Origin of the sequence: Salipaludibacillus sp. HK11 (assembly GCF_047795645.1) — a bacterium.
Classification (GTDB): domain Bacteria; phylum Bacillota; class Bacilli; order Bacillales; family Salisediminibacteriaceae; genus Salipaludibacillus.
The window spans coordinates 4271331-4295999 of record NZ_CP181045.1 but is presented as its reverse complement, the minus strand read 5'-3'; the positions used below and the strand labels follow the sequence as shown (position 1 = coordinate 4295999).

General features: G+C 39.4%; 18 protein-coding genes and 2 rRNA genes. 5 read left to right on the top strand and 15 right to left on the bottom strand.

The annotated features are described in order from the left end of the window. Positions 1-10: 10 nt before the first annotated feature. The 4 genes from ACM26V_RS20445 to groES all read right to left on the bottom strand — a co-directional run bounded on the left by ACM26V_RS20445 (position 11) and on the right by groES (position 7001). Positions 11-853, bottom strand: coding sequence for a CheR family methyltransferase (locus ACM26V_RS20445; RefSeq protein ID WP_416148615.1), 843 nt, complete (start codon positions 851-853; stop codon positions 11-13). Further along, a complete protein-coding gene (locus ACM26V_RS20440) occupies positions 850-4644 on the bottom strand; it encodes a response regulator (RefSeq protein ID WP_416148614.1) in 3795 nt (1264 codons plus the stop codon). The genes ACM26V_RS20445 and ACM26V_RS20440 overlap by 4 nt, the downstream gene beginning before the upstream one ends. Before the next feature lie 321 nt (positions 4645-4965). Further along, a complete protein-coding gene (gene groL, locus ACM26V_RS20435; RefSeq protein ID WP_416148613.1) occupies positions 4966-6615 on the bottom strand; it encodes a chaperonin GroEL in 1650 nt (549 codons plus the stop codon). 101 nt (positions 6616-6716) lie between these two features. Further along, complete coding sequence (groES, locus tag ACM26V_RS20430; protein ID WP_416148612.1) at positions 6717-7001, bottom strand: co-chaperone GroES; 285 nt, start codon at positions 6999-7001, stop codon at positions 6717-6719. A 440-nt stretch (positions 7002-7441) separates the two neighbouring features. Between groES and ACM26V_RS20425 the strand changes: the two genes are divergently transcribed. After that, on the top strand, positions 7442-8209 hold the full coding sequence (locus ACM26V_RS20425) for a lysostaphin resistance A-like protein (protein ID WP_416148611.1): 768 nt from the start codon (positions 7442-7444) through the stop codon (positions 8207-8209). Then, complete coding sequence (locus ACM26V_RS20420) at positions 8206-8412, top strand: YdiK family protein (protein WP_416148610.1); 207 nt, start codon at positions 8206-8208, stop codon at positions 8410-8412. Before ACM26V_RS20425 ends, ACM26V_RS20420 begins: the two co-directional genes overlap by 4 nt. Before the next feature lie 47 nt (positions 8413-8459). On the opposite strand, the gene ACM26V_RS20415 is transcribed toward ACM26V_RS20420, so the two are convergent. From ACM26V_RS20415 to moaC, 3 genes are all read right to left on the bottom strand, one after another. After that, positions 8460-9872 carry an MDR family MFS transporter gene (locus ACM26V_RS20415; RefSeq protein ID WP_416148609.1) on the bottom strand — a complete coding sequence of 471 codons (1413 nt, stop codon included), beginning with the start codon at positions 9870-9872 and terminating at the stop codon, positions 8460-8462. 134 nt (positions 9873-10006) lie between these two features. After that, entirely contained in the window at positions 10007-10645 is a 639-nt protein-coding gene (locus tag ACM26V_RS20410; RefSeq protein WP_416148608.1) for a redox-sensing transcriptional repressor Rex, read from the bottom strand. Positions 10646-10725: 80 nt separating this feature from the next. After that, positions 10726-11208 carry a cyclic pyranopterin monophosphate synthase MoaC gene (gene moaC / locus ACM26V_RS20405; protein ID WP_416148607.1) on the bottom strand — a complete coding sequence of 161 codons (483 nt, stop codon included), beginning with the start codon at positions 11206-11208 and terminating at the stop codon, positions 10726-10728. 222 nt (positions 11209-11430) lie between these two features. Between moaC and ACM26V_RS20400 the strand changes: the two genes are divergently transcribed. Beyond that, positions 11431-13368, top strand: coding sequence for an ABC-F family ATP-binding cassette domain-containing protein (locus ACM26V_RS20400; RefSeq protein WP_416148606.1), 1938 nt, complete (start codon positions 11431-11433; stop codon positions 13366-13368). A gap of 592 nt (positions 13369-13960) precedes the next feature. Here ACM26V_RS20400 and tsaD read toward each other — a convergent pair. From tsaD to ACM26V_RS20370, 6 genes are all read right to left on the bottom strand, one after another. Next, positions 13961-14977 carry a tRNA (adenosine(37)-N6)-threonylcarbamoyltransferase complex transferase subunit TsaD gene (gene tsaD / locus ACM26V_RS20395; RefSeq protein ID WP_416148605.1) on the bottom strand — a complete coding sequence of 339 codons (1017 nt, stop codon included), beginning with the start codon at positions 14975-14977 and terminating at the stop codon, positions 13961-13963. Next, positions 14974-15426 (bottom strand): ribosomal protein S18-alanine N-acetyltransferase, encoded by a 453-nt coding sequence (rimI, locus tag ACM26V_RS20390; RefSeq protein ID WP_416148604.1) that lies wholly within the window; start codon positions 15424-15426, stop codon positions 14974-14976. Before rimI ends, tsaD begins: the two co-directional genes overlap by 4 nt. Positions 15427-15477: 51 nt before the next feature. Beyond that, positions 15478-16185 (bottom strand): tRNA (adenosine(37)-N6)-threonylcarbamoyltransferase complex dimerization subunit type 1 TsaB, encoded by a 708-nt coding sequence (gene tsaB / locus ACM26V_RS20385; protein ID WP_416148603.1) that lies wholly within the window; start codon positions 16183-16185, stop codon positions 15478-15480. Further along, the gene (tsaE, locus tag ACM26V_RS20380; RefSeq protein ID WP_416148602.1) at positions 16185-16643 is read right to left on the bottom strand and encodes a tRNA (adenosine(37)-N6)-threonylcarbamoyltransferase complex ATPase subunit type 1 TsaE; all 459 of its coding nucleotides are present in this window, start codon (positions 16641-16643) and stop codon (positions 16185-16187) included. The genes tsaB and tsaE overlap by 1 nt, the downstream gene beginning before the upstream one ends. Before the next feature lie 22 nt (positions 16644-16665). Further along, positions 16666-17649, bottom strand: coding sequence for a thiamine-phosphate kinase (gene thiL, locus ACM26V_RS20375; RefSeq protein WP_416148601.1), 984 nt, complete (start codon positions 17647-17649; stop codon positions 16666-16668). 97 nt (positions 17650-17746) lie between these two features. Next, on the bottom strand, positions 17747-18871 hold the full coding sequence (locus ACM26V_RS20370) for a trans-sulfuration enzyme family protein (RefSeq protein ID WP_416148600.1): 1125 nt from the start codon (positions 18869-18871) through the stop codon (positions 17747-17749). 595 nt (positions 18872-19466) lie between these two features. Between ACM26V_RS20370 and rodA the strand changes: the two genes are divergently transcribed. Next, positions 19467-20648: a rod shape-determining protein RodA gene (gene rodA, locus ACM26V_RS20365; protein ID WP_416148599.1), complete on the top strand. Its 1182-nt coding sequence runs from the start codon at positions 19467-19469 to the stop codon at positions 20646-20648. A 24-nt stretch (positions 20649-20672) separates the two neighbouring features. Then, positions 20673-20930 (top strand): hypothetical protein, encoded by a 258-nt coding sequence (locus tag ACM26V_RS20360; RefSeq protein ID WP_416148598.1) that lies wholly within the window; start codon positions 20673-20675, stop codon positions 20928-20930. Positions 20931-21500: 570 nt separating this feature from the next. On the opposite strand, the gene rrf is transcribed toward ACM26V_RS20360, so the two are convergent. Together rrf and ACM26V_RS20350 are read right to left on the bottom strand one after the other, a co-directional pair. Continuing rightward, a 5S ribosomal RNA gene (gene rrf, locus ACM26V_RS20355) occupies positions 21501-21617 on the bottom strand. 82 nt (positions 21618-21699) lie between these two features. Continuing rightward, positions 21700-24656: ribosomal RNA gene (locus tag ACM26V_RS20350) — 23S ribosomal RNA — on the bottom strand. Positions 24657-24669: the final 13 nt, after the last annotated feature.

The window sequence follows — 24669 nt, the reverse complement described above, 5'->3', positions numbered from 1 at the left end:
CTCCAGACAGTTATATAAATTTTTTCTGATAGATTTTATATCTATCATTTACTACATCAAATAAATGATAGTGTTTTGAAAATCGGATATCCTCTTTTGCACCTATTCCTAAAAATCCTCCAGTACAAAGGCTTTCTAGGAATAGTTTTACCGTTCGATCCTGTAGTTCTTGATCAAAATAGATGAAAACATTCCGACAAATAATCAGATTCATTTCTCCAAAAACATGATCTGTCACTAGATTGTGTCCGGCAAATACAATATGTTTCTTTAACTCTTCCTTTACAAGAATAGAATTATATTTTAAGGTAAAATAATCCTTTAACTCCCCTTTACCACCCGCATCTTCATAATTGTTTGCATAATTCTCAAGAACTTTTGCTGAATAAATTCCTTCTCTTGCTTTCATCAACACATCCTCGTTTAAATCCGTACCATAGATTAGCGAGCGATCCAAAAGCCCTTCCTCTTTTAATAAAATGGCTAATGAATAGACCTCCTCACCAGTTGAGCAGCCTGCTGACCATACCTTTATAAAGGGATACGTTTTTAAGACGGGTACAACCTCTTCTCTAATCGACTTGTAAAAAGAAGGGTCTCGAAACATTTCTGTGACATTAATAGATAGGGTCTTCAACAATTCGTAAAATGTTTTAACATCATACAAAACCTTATGTTGAAGCTCTGATATATTTTGACTATTTGTCTTATTTAGAATATAGGTAATTCTTCTAGTCAGGTGATTAGTTGAATAATTTCTAAAATCATACCCATACTTTTGAAAAATAGCCTCTAACAATAATTGAATCTCAATATTCGCATTTTCCTCATTATCCCATTCATTTTTTTTCATCTTTGTAACCACACTTTAGTCAAGGATAGAAGCTGTTCAATATCTACTGGCTTAGACATATAATCATTAGCTCCCGCTTCCAAACACTTTTGTTTATCTCCTTTCATCGCTTTCGCTGTAAGGGCAATAATCGGGAGATTCTTATATTTTGCTATTTTTCTAACTTCTCGCATCGTTTCATATCCATCCATTTCAGGCATCATGATATCCATTAATATAAGATCAATATCGTCGTTTTCATTTAACCTTTTCATTCCTTCTTTTCCATTCTTCGCAACGACAACTTTCATATCCTGATCCTCTAACACACTGGATAAAGCGAAAATGTTGCGCATATCATCATCCACAATTAGCACCTTTTTATTTGATAGTAATTTCCCTTTTGATGAATACTTTTCTTGTGCTTGATTTTCTTTGAATGATTGGTCTTCAATGTGATGTAAAAACAGTGCGAGTTCATTTATTAATCTTTTTTCTGAACGGTCACTTTCTATAATAATGCTGTTCACATATTTATTTACGATCACTTCATCATCTTCAGTGATCATTTCATCGCTGTACAAAATAATTGGAATAGAAGCAGTATCTGGGTTGCCTCTTACCTTACGCAAGAAATCCAGCGTTTCCTTATCCTTTAACGAAAAGTTTATCACTATACTACTTACACTTTGGTGATCTAGTATGTTGTTTGCTTCTACAAAGTTAACTGCCTTTATATAAGGGAAATCAACTTTTTTGATTTGATTAATGAAGTCTATACCTTTTCCATCATCATGAATAACGAGCAATTGAGTCTCTTCACCTGCAACAACATTCCCTTTTAAGCTTCCATTTATACCTGCGAAAAGCTTCTCAAACTTTTGTCCAGTGATCGGTTTCGTTGTAAAACCAAGTGCACCCATATCCCTCGCTTTTTGCATCTCATCTAAAGAAGAAACAAAATGAACAGGGATATTACTTGTCTTTTCATCATCGTTAAGGCGCTTCATCACTTCAAAACCGTCAATTCCAGGTAGTTTAATATCAAGAATAATTGCGTCTGGTTTAAAGTTTTTCGCCATCTCTAAGCCTTGCTCTCCCTCAAGAGAGCTCAAACATTTAAATCCTCTATCCCCAGCAAAATCCTTTATTACTTTCACAGAATTCGGATCATCATCAATAATTAAGAGCAGTTTATCCTTTTCAACCTCTTGAGAGGAAGCTTTCTTTTCTTCTACTATAATAGGCTTTGGAACTTCTTTCTCTTCTAATTCATTTTTATCAGGAATCAGCAAGGTGAATGTACTACCTTCTTTTTCTTTACTTGCCAACTGAATTTCTCCACCTAAGAACTTAGCAAATTTCTCGGATATGGATAAACCAAGGCCAGTTCCACCATATTTTCGATTCGTGTTTCCATCCGCTTGACTAAATTCCTTGAATATTAATTGCTGTTTATCTTTTGGAATACCGATCCCAGAATCCGAAACAGAAAATGCTATACAACCACTACTAGTGGCCCTATAAATTTTAATAATTACAGAACCTTCATTGGTAAACTTAAAAGCATTAGATAATAGATTTTTAATAATTTGCTTAAGTTTTTGTGGATCAGTCTGAATCTGTTCAGGTAATTCTGTATCTATTTCTACAGAAAAATCTAATCCTTTCGTTATTGCTAATTCCTTAAACGCCATCTTTATATCATCTGTAAAATGACGAAGATGAATATACTCTAAATTTACTTCCATCATCCCTGCTTCTACTTTTGATAGATCCAATATCTCATTAATTAGCTCTAATAAATCATGTGCAGCTGCATAAATTGTTTCAGAGTACTCCACTTCTTTTTCTGTTAAGACGCTTTTCTCATTATCATACATAACCTTAGAAAGAATAATAATGCTATTTAAAGGCGTTCTAAGTTCATGTGACATATTTGCTAAAAACTCCGATTTATATTGGTTTGCCTTTTCTAGGTTTTCAGCTTTTTCTTCTAACTGCTTCCGAGTTTTACGAAGCTTTTCATTTTTCTGATTTAACTCGTCTCGCTGTTTTTCCACATCCAAAGATCGTTCCTTAAGTTCCTCATTTACATTCCTAAGTTCTTGCTGTTGGGATTCCAGCCTGGCTTCTGATTTTTTTAATTCTTCCGTTTGTTGCTCTAGTTCCTCGTTCATTTGTTCCATTTCTGTGTTAGTTTCCATTAACTCTTCCTGTTGCTCTCTTAATTCCTCGGTTAGTTTTTGACTTTGATCTAGTAATGCTTCCTTCATTTCATTCGCTTGATGTGAAGTAATAGCAAGCGCAACGGATTCGCTTGCGCTTTCCAAAAACTCAATATGGTTTTCTTCAAAAGTTCCCATCGTTCCAAGAACAACTACTGCTTTTGTCTCATCATTATATACACACGGAATAATCGTCATTTGATTTGGCTTTAACTGAACGATGCCTGTATCTACAATTATATTGTTTTCCGGAATTTCTTCTATTATTTTCATCTGTCGGTCTAATGCCACTTGACCAATTAAACCTTCTCCGGCCATAATATTCCTATCTGAATAATGATGTCCGTAACTTCCTACCTGTCTTAATATATTATCCTCTTCTAACACGTATAAGACTCCAACAATAGCATCAACGTGACTAGCTAGATTTTTTATCATTTCATCAGTCGAATGTGATAAATTTTGTGCATTTTGAATGGCACTACTTAATTGAACTCTTCCACCTCGAATATAATTTTGTCTTGTGTTAACATTCATCATTTCGTTTAATACTTTAGTCATTTGGTGAAGTGCGTCCGTTACTTCAAAAAGGTTATTAAAGTTATCATCCTTTAATTGTTGGATCAGACTTTCACTAAATTCATTTTGATTCTGAAAGCTTAATGATTCAGAGTGATCATGGATATTTTTTGTTTCATAAAAAATGACTCCAGCAATCTTTCTTAGTGATCGTTTTAATTTATTTAAATCGGTACACACTCTACCTAATTCATCAATGGAGGTCATACTAAGGTTTGTAGTCAATTCTCCCTCTGAAATATTCGTAATCGATTCTTTAATTTTTATAAGACTTTTCTTATTCGAATAGTTGAACATCTTAATGGTTAACAATAAAAGGGCAACTAGTCCAACTGTAATAATAATAAAGTGTAATTGCACTTGGTTAGTTGGAATCGTTTCATTAATTACCGCAAATATTAAATAACTAATAACTGAATAAACAGCCAAGAAAATACCTACAACCGTTATAACCGTTTTATTGATTAAACTAAATTCTTTATATTGATTAGGCTCAATGATCGTTTCAACAAGCATTGGTTCTTCTAAAGTATCAGATAAGAGCCTTTCAGCTATAAAATAATTATTAATAAAATTTACTAATACAGACTGGAATAGTGCTGCAATTGCGGCTATATAAGTAGTGATTCCAAGAGGTACGTATATATTTGTAATTAAGATAACAATACCTACACCATAAGCCCATCTAAAAGAAGCACCATACGCTTCCTTTAATGGATATTTAAGTAGTTTTAATTTAATTTCTGATAATTGTGGATCATCTAAACTATCATCTGAATAAAAAGATTTCACCGGCTTATACAATTCAAAATACCGAATATAGAGACCATGACTAAATGTGACTATTAATGCAACAACTAAACCTATAGCCGAATATTGCAATCGGTCCCCAAGTAAATCTCCATGATAAAAGACAACATATACCGCCAAAGGAATTAACACTAAATATGTTATTCCTTCCATCATAATGGTTGATCTTACAAATAAATCTCTCGCTTTATCCATCGTTAGCCCCCGTACCCAGTAATTTATACCTAATAATTTATTATATCGTTTATATGGATGATTTGTAATGCCTATAAAGGAATTAGATCTGTAATGCCTATAAATGAATTACTTGTTACAAAGTGAAACTTCCATTAGCTTCATTAAAATGAAAAAAAAGCAATAGACTATTGATTGTATATTTTTTCATTTTAATCAAGATACTTACCCAATTACAGTTGGGAACAGGCTCAAAAATACAAAAAAGAGGCTTCTCATGCTTTATAAAAGCACTGAGAAGCCTCTTTATATTTGCTAGTGTATCAGGGGTAAAGAGCGGTATTACATCATGCCGCCCATACCGCCCATTCCACCCATGCCGCCCATGTCAGGCATTCCGCCGCCTGCACCGCCGCCATCTTCTTCTGGGTGATCAGCGATTACTGCTTCTGTAGTCAAGAACATAGCTGATACAGATGCTGCATTTTGAAGTGCTGAACGAGTAACCTTCGTTGGGTCAACGATGCCAGCTTCAACCATATCTACGTACTCTCCAGTAGCTGCATTGAAACCAATGCCGACTTTTTCACCTTTGAGACGCTCAACAATGATTGATCCTTCAAGACCAGCATTTTGTGCAATTTGACGAACTGGCTCTTCGAGTGCACGAAGAACGATGTTTACACCAGTTGCTTCGTCGCCATCAACTTCAATAGCTCGAACTGCATTTAATACATTGATTAACGCAGTACCACCACCAGCAACAATACCTTCTTCCACTGCTGCACGTGTAGAGTTCAATGCGTCTTCAATACGTAGTTTACGCTCTTTCATTTCTGTTTCAGTTGCCGCTCCAACCTTCACTACTGCGACACCACCAGCTAATTTAGCAAGGCGCTCTTGTAGCTTTTCCTTATCGAAATCAGAAGTAGTTTCTTCTAATTGTGCTTTAATTTGACTTACGCGACTAGCAATTTCAGCTGAATCTCCGCTTCCATCAACAATTGTCGTGTTGTCTTTTGTTACAACAACTTTAGACGCACGTCCAAGCTGTGTGATTTCTGTAGATTTAAGGTCAAGACCTAAGTCTTCTGTAATCACTTCTCCGCCTGTAAGTGTTGCTAAATCTTCAAGCATTGCTTTACGACGATCCCCGAATCCAGGTGCTTTTACTGCAACAGCGTTGAATGTTCCGCGAAGCTTGTTAACAACGAGTGTTGCAAGTGCTTCCCCTTCAACGTCTTCCGCAACAATCAAGATTGGGCGGCTCTGTTGAACCACTTGCTCAAGAACTGGGAGAACCTCTTGGATGTTTCCGATTTTCTTGTCTGTGATTAAGATGTATGGATCTTCAAGAACAGCTTCCATTTTATCAGAATCAGTAACCATATATGGAGAAGCATATCCACGGTCGAATTGCATACCTTCAACAACTTCTAGATCCGTTTCAAAACCCTTTGATTCTTCTACAGTGATAACACCGTCGTTTCCAACGCGCTCCATCGCTTCAGCAATCAATAGACCAACTTCATCGTCAGCAGCAGAAATAGCTGCAACTTGTGAGATTGATTCTTTGCTCTCAATAGGGTTTGAAATTTTCTTTAACTCAGCAACAGCTGCTTTCGTTGCTTTTTCAATCCCCTTCTTGATGATCATTGGGTTAGCACCTGATGTTACGTTCTTTAATCCTTCAGCAATCATTGCTTGTGCAAGAACCGTTGCAGTTGTTGTACCGTCACCTGCAATATCATTTGTTTTGCTAGCAACTTCAGCTACAAGTTGTGCACCCATGTTCTCAAAGTTATCTTCTAATTCAATTTCCTTTGCAATGGTAACACCATCATTTGTAATTAAAGGTGAACCGAATTTCTTTTCAAGAACGACGTTACGTCCTTTTGGTCCAAGTGTTACTTTCACTGTATTAGCTAAGCGATCAACACCACGCATCATTGAGCGACGTGCATCTTCACTAAATTTAATATCTTTTGCCATGTTAACATCAACCTCCTGTATTTATATGTAGTACTTTTATTTTTTCAAAAAGACTCACTGAACTACCTGTCAATCTTTAAAAGTCATTCCATTTCTACTAATTAGCCAAGAATCGCAAGAACATCACTTTCGCGAAGTACTAAATATTCGTTTCCTTCATACTTTACCTCAGTACCTGAATACTTAGAGAAAATGATTGAGTCGCCTTCTTTCACTTCCAAAGCTACGCGTTCACCACTATCTGTAACACGTCCAGAACCTACTGCAATAATCTTACCTTCTTGCGGCTTTTCTTGTGCTGAGTCTGGAAGTACAATTCCACTCTTCGTCTTTTCTTCTTGTTCAACTAATTCAATTACAATACGATCACCTAATGGTTTTAACAAAGAAAACAGCCTCCTTTAATATTTTTGCACAATTCCTCATGCATATTTGAATTTTCATTTATTAGCACTCGTCATCTTCGAGTGCTAACACAACTCTTATAATAATCAACATTGAGAAAATTTGCAAGTATTTAACCTGAAATTTTTATCGCAAGATTCGACGTTTCCTCTTCCACCTATATTTATCCCCATTTCCCGCTTACTTAAAACTATGAAAGATTCGACGTTTCCTCTTCCACCTATATTTATCCCCATTTCCCGCTTACTTAAAACTATGATTTGATTCATAAAAAAACAACTTTATTAGCATCGGTTTCTAATAGCAAGAATATACGTTTCTTATAAGGCTTGTTAGTTCAATATTTTTAGATGGTTATGATACAATATGAAGATTGATTCCATTACAAAATAAAAATTAACCGAACGAAGGGGAATTCACGTTGATAAAAAAAATATGGCTTAATTTTATAGGAATGTTACCAAAAAAATATTGGTTTATTTTAATAGCATTCATTCTGACACAACTCTCGCCTTCCGTCGTTATGTTAATTCTATTTGAAAATGATTTTTCCGGAAGCGAAGCAGAACTTATCGGTATGTCCGTGTTTATTGGTTTTACACTTGGATTTATTGTGATCTCGTTAATAGCCCTTCGGATTAAACCTGATCCTGATTTTATTCATAATCAAGCAGATATAGGAAAAACAATTCGATGGTCGATAAGTGGTATTTTCCTGGCCTTTGCTGCCCAGTATATAGCAGGTATTATTGAGATGAACCTGTTGGGTATTGAACCGGGATCTGAAAATACGGATATGATTGTCGATATGGCTACAGCCGTTCCCTTCATGATTCCTGTAGTTGCCGTATTTGTACCGATCATAGAGGAACTCGTGTTTCGAATGGTTATCTTCGGAAGTTTATTCAAACGCTTCGGTTTCTGGATTGCCGCTATATCGAGTGGGTTAATCTTTGCCGTTGTCCATTGGGACTTTGAACACCTCCTTGTCTATCTAGCAATGGGAATTGTGTTTGCTTACCTCTATGTGAAAACCAAACGAATTATTGTTCCGATAATGGCTCACGTTGGAATTAACTCCTTTGTGATGCTCATACAAGTCGTATACGGGGAACAATTGCAAGATTTAATGGAACAATTAGAAGAACTTGAACAAACGATCCAAGCAATAGGAGGGTTGTTCATATGAAGAAACATTCTCGCTTTCAAGGGTATATGTTCTTTTTTCTAGGAACGTTATTTCTATATTTAGCGATCCAATCAGCAGATCAAACTACTGGATGGGGAATCTACACAATTCTGTTCATGGCATTTGCAGCTTTTGACTATTTCTTAGCTTTTCGCCATTTCGGCGGCGTCGCCAAACAAAATCAGGAGAATAACAAAAAATAATTATTAATGAAGCCCTTCGACAAATCTGATCGAAGGGCTTTCTGTTATCAATTAATTTCTTCCTGTTGTTTTCGATGTTCCTTACCTAATAATAATCCCGCTGGAATAGATAGAAACGCCAATACCGCAATAACGAGAAAACCTTCTGTTACAGCCGTTAGACTAGCTTCTTCTAATGTAACGCTACTCGTTGCCATCACTTGTCCACGACGAACCTCAAAATATATCGAAACGAAGACGATCCCTAATGCGGAACTCATTTGTCGCAGGACATTATTCATCGCAGATCCTCGGGAGATAAACTTCTCTGGTATGGCATTCATCCCAGCAGTTGTCGCTGGCATCGTACTTAACCCCATTCCAATTCCCCTTACCGCATTCAGAACAAAGATAACCCATATTGCTGTATCCATTCCAATCAGTCCAAGCAATAAAGTCCCAACAGCACCAATCGTTAATCCTGTCGTGACAATCACCGACGGCCCTTGGCGATCCAATAACCTCCCGCCAATTGTCATGAATATACCCGCTAGTAAAGCCGACGGCAGAAACGTCAACCCGGTCATGATCGCACCCAACCCGTAAACTTGCTGAATTAATAGCGGCAGAAGAAAGATTCCTCCAAACAATGATATCGAACTGATCATTGCTACCCATACACTGTATGTGTAAGCTGGAATTTTAAAGATAGACAAATCTAGTAACGGTTGGTCTGTACGGTTCTCAATACGGACGAATAGATACAACGATAAAAGACCTAATAGCAAAAGGCTGATATTCGTCACGTCTCGTAAATCGTTAAGTTCGGACACTCTACCTAACGCAAACAACATCGAACCTACACCTAGCGTTACCGTTAGAAACCCCCAACGATCAAAGCGAATATTAGCGACTTTTTTCGTCTGCTTTAAATAGTAGATTGAAAAGATTAATCCGAGAACCCCTGATGGGATATTGAAAAGAAATAGCCATTCCCATGAGCCCATTTCTATGATTATTCCTCCAAGAGTAGGGCCGATTGTCGGCGCCATCATCGCAGCTATTCCCCAAACCCCCGTAGCAAGTCCGCGTTCTTTTTTTGGAAATGCTTCAAATATTAATGCTAAAGACAAAGGCATCATCACACCACCACCAACGCCTTGTACCCCTCTAAAAAAAATCAAAGAAGACAAATCCCACGAGAGTGACCCTAATATAGAGCCTAGAATAAACAAAGATAATCCAGCTATATATAGCTGTTTCTTGCCAAACTTATCACCTAAATAACCAGTTAAAGGCATGATCATCCCCATCGTAACCATGAAAATTGTAATCACCCAGCCTGTCGCTACTGCATCCGCTTCAAATATGTTCATTAAATGAGGCACCGCTGGATTCAACATGCTATTATTTAAAATAATTGTAAACGTCCCTAATAAAACCGTTATAACTACCAACCATTTCTGCGGAACCTTCGCCATGATTTCATCACTCTTTCCTTCGTCTCACGAAATATATCTGTTAATCTACTATACCACGAGTTTTATCTACGTGATCATAAAATCCATGCAAAACAAAAACAGGCCTCCACAAATAGAAGACCTGCTACGTTCCTTTATAATGGATAATGTTTTAAGAAATAAATGAGTGATTGCAACTCTACTGAAAGATCAATATGATGAACCCTCACATCATCAGGTACTGACAACCTTGCAGGCGTAAAATTCAGAATCCCTTTGATCCCTGAAGCTACTAGCTGATCAGCGATAGGTTGTGCAACGTGTGATGGAACAGTTAATATCACGACTTCCACATTATTATTTGCAATGCGATCAGCAAATTCATTCAAATGGTAAATCGGCACTTCACCTATTTCTTTCCCTACTTTATCTTCATCCACATCAAAAGCCATTTCAATTCTCGTATTATTTGTTTTGCTAAAGTTATAATTTAAAAATGCCGTTCCCAAGTTTCCAACACCAACGAGTGTTACTTTTGTTAACTCATCTTGATCTAACGTCTTCCTGAAAAATGATAGCAAATAATTCACATTATACCCATAGCCTTTTTTCCCTAACGCACCAAAATAAGAAAAATCTCTACGAATTGTAGCAGAGTCGACTTTTACCGCTTCACTCAATTCAGACGAAGATACACGATGTTTTCCAGAAGCCTGTAAGCCTTCCAAAAAACGATAATATAGTGGCAAACGCTTAGCCGTTGCTTGCGGTATTTTTGCTTGATCCATATCCATGAAACATTGCCCCCCATTCTCATATTCTTACTTCTACTCTAGTCACGCTATTTATGATTACTTTATCATTAATATCAGAATTAACTTCGTTTGAAATCGCCGCTTTTCCCACCCGTTTTTTCACATAAGTAGGTTTCACCAATTACCATGCCTTTATCAATAGCCTTACACATATCATAAATGGTTAACGCTGTCGCAGACGCCGATGTTAACGCTTCCATTTCCACTCCCGTACTGCCTTTTGTCTTCACAGCAACTTCAATCGCCAATTGATATGTATCTTCCTTCACATTCCAATCAAACTGAATGTCGACACCCGACAATGATAATGGGTGACACATTGGAATCCATTGGGACGTGTTTTTAGCTGCCATTATCCCAGCAACTTGAGCAACTGCTAACACATCGCCTTTCTTCATTTTACCTTGTTGAATTGCTTCATAAATTTCTTTGTTCACATAAACACTTGATGTTGCGACAGCAGTTCTGACCGTCTCGTCTTTATGTGAAATATCTACCATTTTAGCACGGCCTTGCTCGTTAAAGTGTGTGAAAGAGTCCATGAACATCCCCCTTTATTTCTTCTTTCATTGTACACCATTCTTTCACAAACTGCATAACTTTGTGATTATGAAGTAAACAACTACTATATTTCCTCGTTCAAATTTCTACTTTCTCCTTAGCACTAGCTAATTATCGCCACAATTCAGTTGCCATTGTTGTTCGTTCTCATGTACACTTAGCTTGTGAAATGAATGGAATTTGATTGTGAGGATGACCAAAATATGATTTTATTACAATGTGCACAAATATCAAAATCATTCGGTACAGACGAAATTCTGTCCAATGTAAAATTAGAAATAAAAAGTCATGAACGGATTGCGCTCGTAGGTAGAAACGGTGCTGGTAAATCAACATTGCTAAAAATTATTACCGGCGAACTTCCTTATGATTCGGGAAACTTAATGATCCCAAAGGACGTTAATATCGGTTATCTCGCTCAGGATAGCGGTCTTGAATCATCACGTTCCATATGGGAAGAGATGTTAACTGTTTTCACCGCTCTAAAAAAAATGGAACAAAACTTGCGAAAACTAGAAGAAAAAATGAGTGATCCTGATCAACCTGATTACGAAAAGATTCTGGAAGAGTACGATCAATTACAACAAGATTTTAAAGACCGTGGTGGCTTTCAATATGAAGCAGATATCCGCAGTATTTTATCTGGCCTTAATTTTAAAAATTTTGACTACAGCACGTCAATTAATTCCTTAAGTGGCGGACAAAAAACCCGATTAGCTCTAGGGAAACTCTTACTGTCGAAGCCTAGCCTATTAGTTTTAGACGAGCCGACAAACCACCTCGACATTCAAACGTTAACTTGGCTTGAGAATTATTTAGCAGGTTATGATGGAGCTATCCTCATCGTCTCCCACGACCGTTTTTTCCTTGACCGTGTTGTCGACTATGTATACGAACTTTCCTTTCATCAAACGCTGAAATTTACAGGGAACTACTCAAAATACTTAGAAGAAAAGGCACGAATGTATGAACAAGAGATGAAGCAATTTGAGAAACAGCAAGGAGAAATTAAGAAATTAGAAACATTTGTGCAAAAAAACTTAGCTCGCGCTTCTACAAGTAACCGAGCAAAAAGCCGTCGAAAACAGTTAGAAAAAATAACGGTAAAAGATAGACCTTCCTCTGAAGATCAGTCAGCAAATTTTCGATTTAATATCGATCGACAAAGTGGCAATGACGTATTAATGATCAACGATTTGACTGTTGGATATGATAGCAAACCTTTATTTGAAAATGTGTCGTTGAAAATGGACCGTGGTGAAAGTGTTGCATTGATCGGACCAAATGGTATTGGTAAATCGACGCTCATTAAAGCCATTGCTGGACAAATGAAGTTAATCAAAGGTGACATCCGTTACGGAAGTAATGTATCTATCGGATACTATGATCAAGAACAAACGAACCTTACATCAAGTAAGTCTGCTCTCCAAGAACTTTGGGACGAATATCCACAGACAAATGAGAAAGACATTCGCACTGTATTAGGAAATTTCCTTTTTACTGGGGAAGATGTATTAAAAACTGTTTATGACCTTAGCGGTGGCGAAAAAGCTCGTTTATCGCTCGCTAAATTGATGATGCAAAAAGCCAACCTTCTCATTTTGGATGAGCCGACAAACCATTTGGATTTAGACAGTAAAGAAGTATTGGAAAATGCGCTTATCGAATATCCTGGTACGCTATTATTCGTATCCCATGACCGCTATTTTGTTAATCGAATGGCTACAAGAGTCGTAGAACTAGCTCCTCATTCCATGACAAGTTTTCTTGGTGACTATGATTACTATGTTGCTAAAAAAGAAGAACAAGCGGAGTTTAAACGATTAGAAGCTGAAAAACTTGCCGAGAAAAAGTCTGGGTCTGTGCAATCAGCACCTGATAAACAATCGAAATCAGATTATGAACGAAATAAAGATCAACAAAAACTACAACGTCAACAACAACGTCGCATCGAAGATCTAGAGAAACAAGTAGAAAAAGAAGAAGCTGTGATCTCAGACATCGAAGAACAACTTTGCGACCCTGACGTCTTTCAAGATCACGAAAAGTCTCTAGAATTAAATGAAAAATTAGAACTAACTAAACAGAAAGTTGAAGAACTCATGGAAAAGTGGGAAGAACAACAATTAGAAGCAGAGTAACGTTATCCACAATTCCCATTAATCCTTGTGCATATTCACTGCCTATGGAAGAAATAAATTGATTAAACCGCTGAAGAAATCACTTAGCGGTTTTTTTATTCAAATTTATCAACAATCTACAAAAAAAACGGTGCATAAATGCAAATACTTCTTGACTTTTCCACAAGCTACCCACTCAAATTTCCTGAAACAGCTTAGTTTCTAAAGTAATCTAAATGGTGAATATATTCTGACATATCCACATAATCCACAGGTATATCCACAGGAATAATCGTATTTTATCAATGTTTTCAATGGTTATACACATTATCCACCACTTATCCACATTTAAATTGTTAACAACTCTTATCTAGTTTTATCAACGTTTTCTCTACTTATCCACATTATTAACAGTTTGTGGATAAGATGTTATTAACACGATCATACCTTCGTATTTACGTCGATAACGGAGCAGTTTTATTTAATTTTGTTTTCTAAATAATTAAAAAACATCGACCTTTTGAAAAGATCGATGTTTTTTATCTATTTAGGAGGTTGTTGAAAACAATCTCGTTCATCTGATACCAAAAATCTGAGTGATTCCAAACCTTTTTTACTTCAATTCCAGTCCAGCTTGCCCATTCAAACGATCATTCGCGTAGATTCCGCTCCAATAAAGAAATGTTCCTGCTGAACCTATCATCGCTGCGTTGTCTGTACATAATTTCATTGGCGGAATCGTTAATTTTATTCCTGCTTCTTGACACGCTTCTGTAAGAGATTTGCGTAATCCACTATTCGCCGCAACTCCTCCCGCTAGTAGAAGGCGGTCGACACCTTTTTCTTTTGCCGCTCGCATCGCTTTTGTAACGAGCACTTCTACAACACTTGCTTGAAAACTTGCTGCAATATCTTCATTGGACCAGACTTCGCCGCGTTGCTTTGCATTATGCAACGTATTAATCACAGACGATTTTAATCCACTGAAACTAAAGTCGTAAGAACCATTTTCCAGCCAAGCTCGTGGAAAGTCAATCACTGCTTCCCCTTCACTAGCTAGTTTGTCCATTCGAGGTCCTCCTGGGTATGGTAATCCGAGTGTTCTTGCTACTTTATCATACGCTTCCCCAACAGCATCATCACGAGTCTCTCCAAATACTTCATACGTTCCATGATCACTCATATAAATTAATTCTGTATGACCACCTGAGACGACAAGTGTTAATAACGGAAACGTCAATTCTTCGACAATGTGATTCGCATAAATATGCCCAGCAATGTGGTGTACACCGATCAACGGCTTATCCCACGCAAAAGCTAGTGCCTTTGCAGCATTCACTCCTACCAAAAGTGCACCGACTAAACCTGGTCCCTCTGTCACAGCAACGGCATCAATCTCTTCTTTTGTCACCTGTGCTTCGTTCATTGCCTCTTCTATAATGAAAGTAATTTGCTCGACATGATGACGGGAAGCAATTTCTGGCACGACTCCGCCAAATCTTTTATGACTTTCAATTTGTGAAGACACGATATTACTTAATATTTCACGTCCATTTTGCACGATAGCAACGGATGTTTCATCACAACTTGTTTCAATCGCTAAAATGATTGTCTCTTCTTGTTCTTTCATGATAATCCCACCCACATCACTAGGGCATCCTCTTGGTTATCCGTATAATAGTTCTTACGGATTCCTCCATCCTCAAGCCCATATTTACGATACAATGCTTGTGCAGATTTATTTGATACCCGCACTTCCAAACTTAATTTTACTGCTCCCAACGTTTTAGCCATTTCCAACGCTCCTCGAAAAAGATAGTCACCTATTCCTTGGCGACGTAACGAGCTATGAATAGCGATATTTGTTATATGTGCCTCATCTACGATCACCCACAACCCGCAGTATCCAATAACTTTCCCTTTGATTTCAACAACAAGATAATAAGCGAATTGATTTTTAGTGATTTCATTAAAAAAGACAGAATGAGTCCATGGAGTGGCAAAACAATCTCTTTCCACTTCCATCACTTCGTCTAAATCTTCCACATCCATAAGTCGAATTTGTACTTCTTCTTCCATAATTACTCTCCTATTAAGCATATGACATGATAAGTTCACGTTTCATGCATATCATTTATCACATTTTTTCTGATTGGCCTCAAGCCATTTAGCTTCTGCTTCCGCTAAACGAAGGTAATTCGGTGAAAATGAATGAGTTCTCGTATCTACTTCTTTATCCATTCCAACAAGAGCAAGTTCTGTAGGGCTTGGTAAACAATCTATCGACGAGCCGAACACTGCTCGGTCTCCCATTTTACTTCGAATTAATTCTTCATGTTTCTCCATATCAGGACTTAAAAAAAGAACTGGTTGTTTGATTTCGACTAACGAATCTAGCCAATGCTCATGAATCACCATTTGATCCGCTTTCGTCGATGTCACTGCTTCCCGACTATCGAAATAAAGCCCCGTAAACACTTGGCCTCTTCTTGCATCATAAAAAGGGGAGATCATTCCTTGAAAATGACGGCCATTTTGCGCCAACATTTCCATGCTAGACACTCCCACTATAGGGATCTTGAGACTCCAAGCTAGTGTTTTCGCTGTAGTCACACCGATTCGAACACCTGTGTATGAGCCCGGTCCTTCAGATACAACAATTCGATCTAATTGATCCGGCTTCATATCGACTTCACGAAACAATCCACGAATCGCCGACATTAGCCTAACGGAATGATTCTTCTTCTCATGGGTTACTATCTCCCCGACAGGAACGCCACCCCGAATGAGTGCAACTCCCATCACATAGGTAGATGTATCAATCGCTAAAATATTCATTATCTAAATAGCTCCTTAATTAACGTAACGTAATATTCTCCGTAAGCATGAAATCGAAACAGTCGCTTTTCTCCACCTTCATATTGGATAACAATATCTAGTCGATCTATCGGGAGTTGTTCTTCTATCATTTTTGGCCACTCTACCACCGTGACCCCACCACCTTCAAAATATTCGTCCAACCCTAGATCTTCTAATTCATCCTCAACGCGATATGCATCCATATGATAAAACGGCAAATATCCTTCATATTCTTTCATAATCGTAAATGTTGGGCTTGTTACTGTACGATTAACGCCTAAAGCTTTCGCCAGCGCTTTTGTAAACGTCGTTTTTCCTGCGCCCAAATCACCTGAAAGTGTAATAACGTCGTTTTGTTTAACTAATCTTGCTATTTTATTAGCAAGCTGTGCCGTATCTTCTGGCGAATCTGATATCATTGTCCATTCTTCATTCATAGAAAGCAACTCCTGATTTTTTTCAAAAATGTTGATAGCCTGATTTCTCTATTAAAGATCTTTTTCCCTGCCTTTGCAAAAATACAGCTCCATTTCCTTGCTCCACTGCTCCAATAACATAGATAGGAAGCTGATTATCTTGAAATTGTTGTTCAAGGTCACTCCATTTATCACTTGAAACTGTTCCTACTAACTTGAAGTCTTCCCCGCCATATAGCATCCAATCTTCTTGTTTTTCCAACGAGTATTTCGTAAATTCATGACAAATGGGAAGCTTCTCCCAATCGATCACAACATTCACTCCACTAGCTTCTGCAATTTCTTTTGCCTCATGTGCTACGCCATCACTAACGTCATTTAATGAAACTCGCTGTCCACATTGCGCAAGTAATTGTCCAGCAGCTAAATCTGGCTCGGGTTCTTGATGCGCTTTTAAAAAAGGACGCATGGACAAATCATCTGCTACAGAAAGTCCTTCGACTAATAGTTTTTCTAAGCCAAATGCAGACAACCCCAGCTTTCCCGTGATAAACAAGACATCGCCCTCTTTTGCGTTTGAGCGTAATAAATGGCGACCTGCTTCCACATGCCCTACCACTGTGACAGTAATAACCAAGCCCTCTTTCGTCGACACGGTATCTCCACCGATTAGGTCGACATGCCAACGATCCGCTAACTGATTCATCCCATGATAAATCTCTGATAGTTCTTCTTGCGACCACCCTTGTTTTGGGAAAGCCACCGAGACAAGAAAATAGAGTGGGGTAGCACCCATCGCTGCTAAATCGCTTAAATTAACGGCAAGAGCTTTATATCCAATGGATTTTATTGGCATCGTTTCTTTTTTGAAGTGAATGCCTTCCACCATCGTATCGACAGCGATCACTTGTTCATACCCTTGTTCCACAGCATATATCGCTGCATCATCACCAATTCCTGTCTTGACGGAAGTATGATAATGTTTTGTTGGAGCAATAGATTTAATCCAATCAAATTCATTGTTCATAAAGAATCTCTTACCTCACTTCCTTGACTCTTCCATTCATTTTAACCGTTTTCCATTATATCAAACAACAATGAAAAAAGGAGAGAAATCTCTCCTTTTAGGATAAAGCTTTTTTAAATACATCAATAATGTCTTCTGCATCTTCAATTCCAACAGAAATTCTGATCATTGAATCAGTCACTCCTAATTTCTCACGCGTCTTTTTCGGGACAGGACGATGTGAGGTACCAACTGGATACGTAATCGACGTCTCAACTCCGGCTAATGTCGGAACAACTTTAATCCATTGCATCCTTTTCGAAAACTCAAAAACATCGATGCCTTCTGCTAGATCAATCGTCACGATGGCACCATTTCCTTCACGAGAGACTCCCGTTGGATAAAAAACTTTTTTTATCAGGGCATTTCCAGATAACGAATCTACTAACTTCTCTGCATTGGCACACTGTCGTTCCATTCGTAAACTTAATGTTTTCAGCCCTCGACATGCAAGCCATCCATCAAAGGGACCGAGATTACTACCTAGAATTGAAACCTTTGCTTTCGCCTTCATCATTAGTTCTCGACTTCCAGTCACAACACCTGCAGTCACATCACTATGACCACCGATATACTTCGTTGCACTATGAGCAACGATATCGGCCCCTACCTCATGAGGACGAATCAAATATGGTGTTGCAAACGTATTATCGACCATTGTTTTTAAGCCATGACTAGCCGCAATTTTAATAATCCCTTCCAAGTCCTCTACACGTAATAACGGATTTGTAATCGATTCTGTATAAAGCAACACAGTATTTTCGCGAATGGCATCTTCAATTTCCTCGCGACTCGAACAGTCTACGAAAGTAACAGAAATACCAAAATCGGCTAGTTCGCGAGCAAACAGTTGATACGTCCCTCCGTATAAATCTTCCGTTGCAATAATGTGATCTCCTGATTTAGCTACTGCTAACACTCCAGCAAGAATCGCCGATAATCCTGAAGCAGAGGCGACCCCCATTTCGGCACCCTCTAAATCAGCGACACCTTTCCCTAAATCATCTGTATTTGGATTCCCCATCCGCGTATACATATATGATTTTTCACCTTCGAAATACCCTTCCATTTCATCAAAATCACTAAACGTAAAAGCTGAAGTTTGATAGATTGGTTTCGTTTTACTTACTTCACTTGTCTCTATTTTTTGCGGAAAATGTACATTTTTTGTTTGAAAGCGCAAAACACGTCAACACCCTTCGAAATTTGTCATTTCTCTATCATACCTCATAGAATATTTTCTTCACAAGTTTAATCACTTTTTTTAACTCAACACACTTGTTGTTTGTAAAACTAGATCAAGAAACTTTTTATAATAATAAATCCCACCATGGTTTTTAACGAATGTAAAATTGGCAATAGTTATAAAAAGTTTTGTGAAGTATTAATATTCTTAAATTTTATCACATATAAATAGTTCACGTCATAAGTTCGATAAACCAAGTATTTTCGAATAAAAACCTGCTAATTAAGCACATGTAAAGTTAGAAGAATGAAACGAATTATAACGTATAGTCCGTTTTTCCCACCTTATATTAGCATATAATGTTAAGATATTACGTAGATTTGCTTATCAAAAATATGGTAATTGTGAAACTTTATAAGTACCTTTTTCGTCTAATAATGTGGCTGAGAAAAAAATTATTAATTATCTTCATGACATCTCTATGTTATTCTAATAGAATACAAATATTATCCAAATAGTCACAATTCCATTCCTCTATCATTCTTGTACTACCATCTAACTTTTAGAAATTTGACGAATTAAGGTGAAATATATGGAGAAACGACAAACAGCATTTGATCAACTTGATTTCACACTTTTATTTCTACTATTTGTTTTATTATGTATTAGTTTACTAGCTATTTATAGTGGTAGCGGCGCCTTAACTGAATCTAAGGATTTTTATGATAGATTTCACTTTGTTTACAGACATATTGTTTGGATTTTGATTGGTACAATGTTAATGCTTGGCGTTATGAGTGTAGATTATGACCTATTTAAAAATCTTTCTATTCCTCTTTATTTGGTTGGAATGGTCTTACTTGTACTCGTACACCTCTATGGGAAATCTATTAACAATGCTCAAAGATGGCTTGAGATTGGCCCAATACAATTTCAACCATCAGAATTTGTGAAAATCTTTGTGTTAATTTCATTAGCTCATCTTCTGTTTAAGATAACTAATAACCCAAGAGAAAAATCATTTAAAGGTGATGTTTTGGTTGTAAGTAAAATTATTGCTATTGGGATACCTCCATTTGCTTTGATTTTAATTCAGCCAGATCTAGGAACAGCGCTTGTAATCGGTGCGATAATGTTTAGTATGATCGTAATGTCAGGTGTTACATACCGCATGATTGGGTTATTAATATCGCTAGCTTTAATGTTCATTAGTCTTTTAGTTTTCCTTCATAATAACTTTTTTGAATTATTTTCTAAAATAGTTAAATCACATCAACTAAACAGAATATATTCTTGGTTAGATCCCGCAGCAAGTATTGGGGATGAAGGATACCAATATGATCAATCAATCCAAGGAATTGGCGCAGGACAGTTATATGGAAGTGGGCTTACTCAGGGTGTTCAATCACAAGGTGGAACAATTCCAGAACTCCATACAGATTTTATTTTTTCAGTTATTGGAGAAGAGTTTGGTTTTGTAGGTGCAACCGTGCTTATAGTTGTCTACTTCCTTTTGTTATATCGAATGATATTAATTGCATTTAACTGTAAAAATGCCTTTGGGAGTTACTTAGTAGCAGGGTGTATCGGCTTATTTATGTTTCAAATCTTTCAAAATATAGGGATGACTATCGGTTTAATGCCAATTACTGGGCTAGCATTACCATTTGTCAGTTACGGTGGAAGTGCCCTAATGACATGTATGATAGCCATTGGAATTGTTCTTAATGTCAATATTAGAACCAAACATTATATGTTCGGTGATGAAAATTAGTGTTCAATCCTTACTATATTTATAATGAAAAAAGGGGGGATTCGAAGGTATTGGCACGAGAAGGAGCGTATTTTCCAATCTAGAATGGAAGGGGCACAAGTGCAGGAAGCTTGTGCCCCTTGGTGTGTCATTTTGAAATGGATTGGTAACAAGCAGTTGCGTGTTGTAACCATTAGTGAGTTATTTTGCAATGGACTGGTCACATGCAGTGACCTCTTATTATCCTTAGTCAGTCATTCTGAAATGGATAGGTCTCAAGCAGTTGCATCTTGTTACCTTTAGCAAGTATTTCTACAATAGATGGGTCACTTGCTGTGACTTCTTGTTACCCTTACCAAACCAATTCCGCAATAGATTGGTCACATGCTGTGCTAGCTTGTCACCCTTAGCTAGCCATTCTACAATAGATGGGTCTCAAGCTGTGGCGTCTTGTTACCCTTACCAAACCATTCCGCAATAGATTGGTCACATGCTGTGCTAGCTTGTTACCCTTAGCAAGCCATTCTACAATAGATGGGTCTCAAGCTGTGGCGTCTTGTTACCCTTACCAAACCATTCCGCAATAGATTGGTCACATGCTGTGCTAGCTTGTTACCCTTAGCAAGCCATTCTACAATAGATGGGTCTCAAGCAGCTGTTGCGTCTTGTTACCCTTACCAAGGCATTCCTCAATAGATGGTCACATGCTGTGTGCCAGCTTGTGCCCCGTACCACTACTACATCTGGAATAGAAAGTAGGTCTTCTCCAACTATCATCAGCTCAATGCGGTGCTTGTTAAACGGTGACCTTTACGTTTACCCATCATTTTAAACACAAAAAAAAGATACTCTCATAGAGAATACCTTTTCTTTGCCCAGCGACGTCCTACTTTCACAGGGGGAGATCCCCCAACTATCATCGGCGCTGGAGAGCTTAACTTCCGTGTTCGGCATGGGAACGGGTGTGACCTCTCCGCGATCGTCACTAGACATATGAAATTGATCGGTCATATTGACCTCTCAAAACTGGATAACGATGGTATATGAATGAATCGTCTTCGAAATAAAAACATTGGTTAAGCCCTCGATCGATTAGTATCTCTCAGCTGCGCATGTCGCCATGCTTCCACACGAGACCTATCAACCTCATCTTCTCTGAGGGATCTTACTCACTTGCGTGATGGGAAATCTCATCTCGAGGGGGGCTTCATGCTTAGATGCTTTCAGCATTTATCCCTTCCACACGTAGCTACCCAGCGATGCTCCTGGCGGAACAACTGGTACACCAGCGGTGTGTCCATCCCGGTCCTCTCGTACTAAGGACAGCTCCTCTCAAATTTCCTGCGCCCGCGACGGATAGGGACCGAACTGTCTCACGACGTTCTGAACCCAGCTCGCGTGCCGCTTTAATGGGCGAACAGCCCAACCCTTGGGACCTACTTCAGCCCCAGGATGCGACGAGCCGACATCGAGGTGCCAAACCTCCCCGTCGATGTGGACTCTTGGGAGAGATTAGCCTGTTATCCCCAGGGTAGCTTTTATCCGTTGAGCGACGGCCCTTCCATACGGTGCCGCCGGATCACTAAGCCCGACTTTCGTCCCTGCTCGACCTGTATGTCTCGCAGTCAAGCTCCCTTATGCCTTTGCACTCTACGAATGATTTCCAACCATTCTGAGGGAACCTTTGGGCGCCTCCGTTACTCTTTAGGAGGCGACCGCCCCAGTCAAACTGCCCACCAGACACTGTCCCTGAACCGGATCACGGTTCGAGGTTAGAATTCCAGTACAGCCAGGGTAGTATCCCACCAATGCCTCCACCGAAGCTAGCGCTCCGGTTTCCAAGGCTCCTACCTATCCTGTACAAGCTGTACCGAAATCCAATATCAAGCTACAGTAAAGCTCCATGGGGTCTTTCCGTCCTGTCGCGGGTAACCAGCATCTTCACTGGTAATATAATTTCACCGGGTCTCTCGTTGAGACAGTGCCCAAATCGTTGCACCTTTCGTGCGGGTCGGAACTTACCCGACAAGGAATTTCGCTACCTTAGGACCGTTATAGTTACGGCCGCCGTTTACTGGGGCTTCAATTGAGAGCTTCTCCCGAAGGATAACCCCTCCTCTTAACCTTCCAGCACCGGGCAGGTGTCAGCCCCTATACTTCGCCTTGCGGCTTCGCAGAGACCTGTGTTTTTGATAAACAGTCGTTTGGGCCTATTCACTGCGGCTCTCTCGGGCTTGCACCCTAATAGAGCACTCCTTCTCCCGAAGTTACGGAGTCATTTTGCCGAGTTCCTTAACGAGAGTTCTCCCGCGCGTCTTAGAATTCTCTTCCCGCCTACCTGTGTCGGTTTGCGGTACGGGCACCAGTTTCCTCGCTAGAGGCTTTTCTTGGCAGTGTAGGATCAGGAACTTCGGTACTAAAATTTCCCTCGCGATCACAGCTCAACCTTAAGACAAGCGGATTTTCCTACTTGTCAGCCTCACTGCTTCGACGCACATATCCATCAGTGCGCTTACCCTACCTTCCTGCGTCCCCCCTTCACTCAAACGGAAACGTGGTGGTACAGGAATTTCAACCTGTTTGCCATCGCCTACGCCTTTCGGCCTCGGCTTAGGTCCCGACTTACCCTGAGCGGACGAGCCTTCCTCAGGAACCCTTAGGCTTTCGACGGAGGGGATTCTCACCCCTCTTTTCGCTACTCATACCGGCATTCTCACTTCCAAGCGCTCCACATGTCCTTCCGGTCATGCTTCAGCGCCCTTGGAACGCTCCCCTACCACAGACACCCGAAGGTGTCTATCCATAGCTTCGGTGATACGTTTAGCCCCGGTACATTTTCGGCGCAGAGTCACTCGACCAGTGAGCTATTACGCACTCTTTCAATGATGGCTGCTTCTAAGCCAACATCCTGGTTGTCTAAGCAACTCCACATCCTTTTCCACTTAACGTATACTTTGGGACCTTAGCTGATGGTCTGGGCTGTTTCCCTCTTGACTACGGATCTTAGCACTCGCAGTCTGACTCCCGAGGAGTAAGTCATTGGCATTCGGAGTTTGACTGAATTCGGTAATCCTGTAGGGACCCCTAGTCCAATCAGTGCTCTACCTCCAAGACTCTACCCTCGAGGCTAGCCCTAAAGCTATTTCGGGGAGAACCAGCTATTTCCGAGTTCGATTGGCATTTCACCCCTACCCACACCTCATCCCCGCACTTTTCAACGTGCGTGGGTTCGGGCCTCCATCCAGTGTTACCTGGACTTCACCCTGGACATGGGTAGATCACCCGGTTTCGGGTCTACAACCACGTACTCATTCGCCCTATTCAGACTCGCTTTCGCTGCGGCTCCGTCTCTTCAACTTAACCTTGCACGTAATCGTAACTCGCCGGTTCATTCTACAAAAGGCACGCTGTCACCCGTTACTTTCCCGAAGGAAAATCATAGGGCTCCAACTACTTGTAGGCACACGGTTTCAAGATCTCTTTCACTCCCCTTCCGGGGTACTTTTCACCTTTCCCTCACGGTACTGGTTCACTATCGGTCACTAGGGAGTATTTAGCCTTGGGAGATGGTCCTCCCAGATTCCGACGGGGTTTCACGTGTCCCGCCGTACTCAGGATACACTCCGGAGGAGTGAACGTTTCGACTACAGGGCTTTTACCTTGTCTCGCGGACCTTTCCAGATCGCTTCGCCTACGCTCACTCTTTGTAACTCCGTATGGAATGTCCTACAACCCCAAGAGGCAAGCCTCTTGGTTTGGGCTGTTTCCGTTTCGCTCGCCGCTACTCAGGAAATCGCATTTGCTTTCTCTTCCTCTGGGTACTAAGATGTTTCAGTTCCCCAGGTCTGCCTTCTCACATCCTATTGATTCAGATGTGGATCTTATCCCATTACGGATAAGGGGTTCCCCCATTCGGATATCTCCGGATCAAAGCTTACTTACAGCTCCCCGAAGCATTTCGGTGTTCGTCCCGTCCTTCATCGGCTCCTAGTGCCAAGGTATTCACCGTGCGCCCTTTCTAGCTTAACCATTTAAATCAATG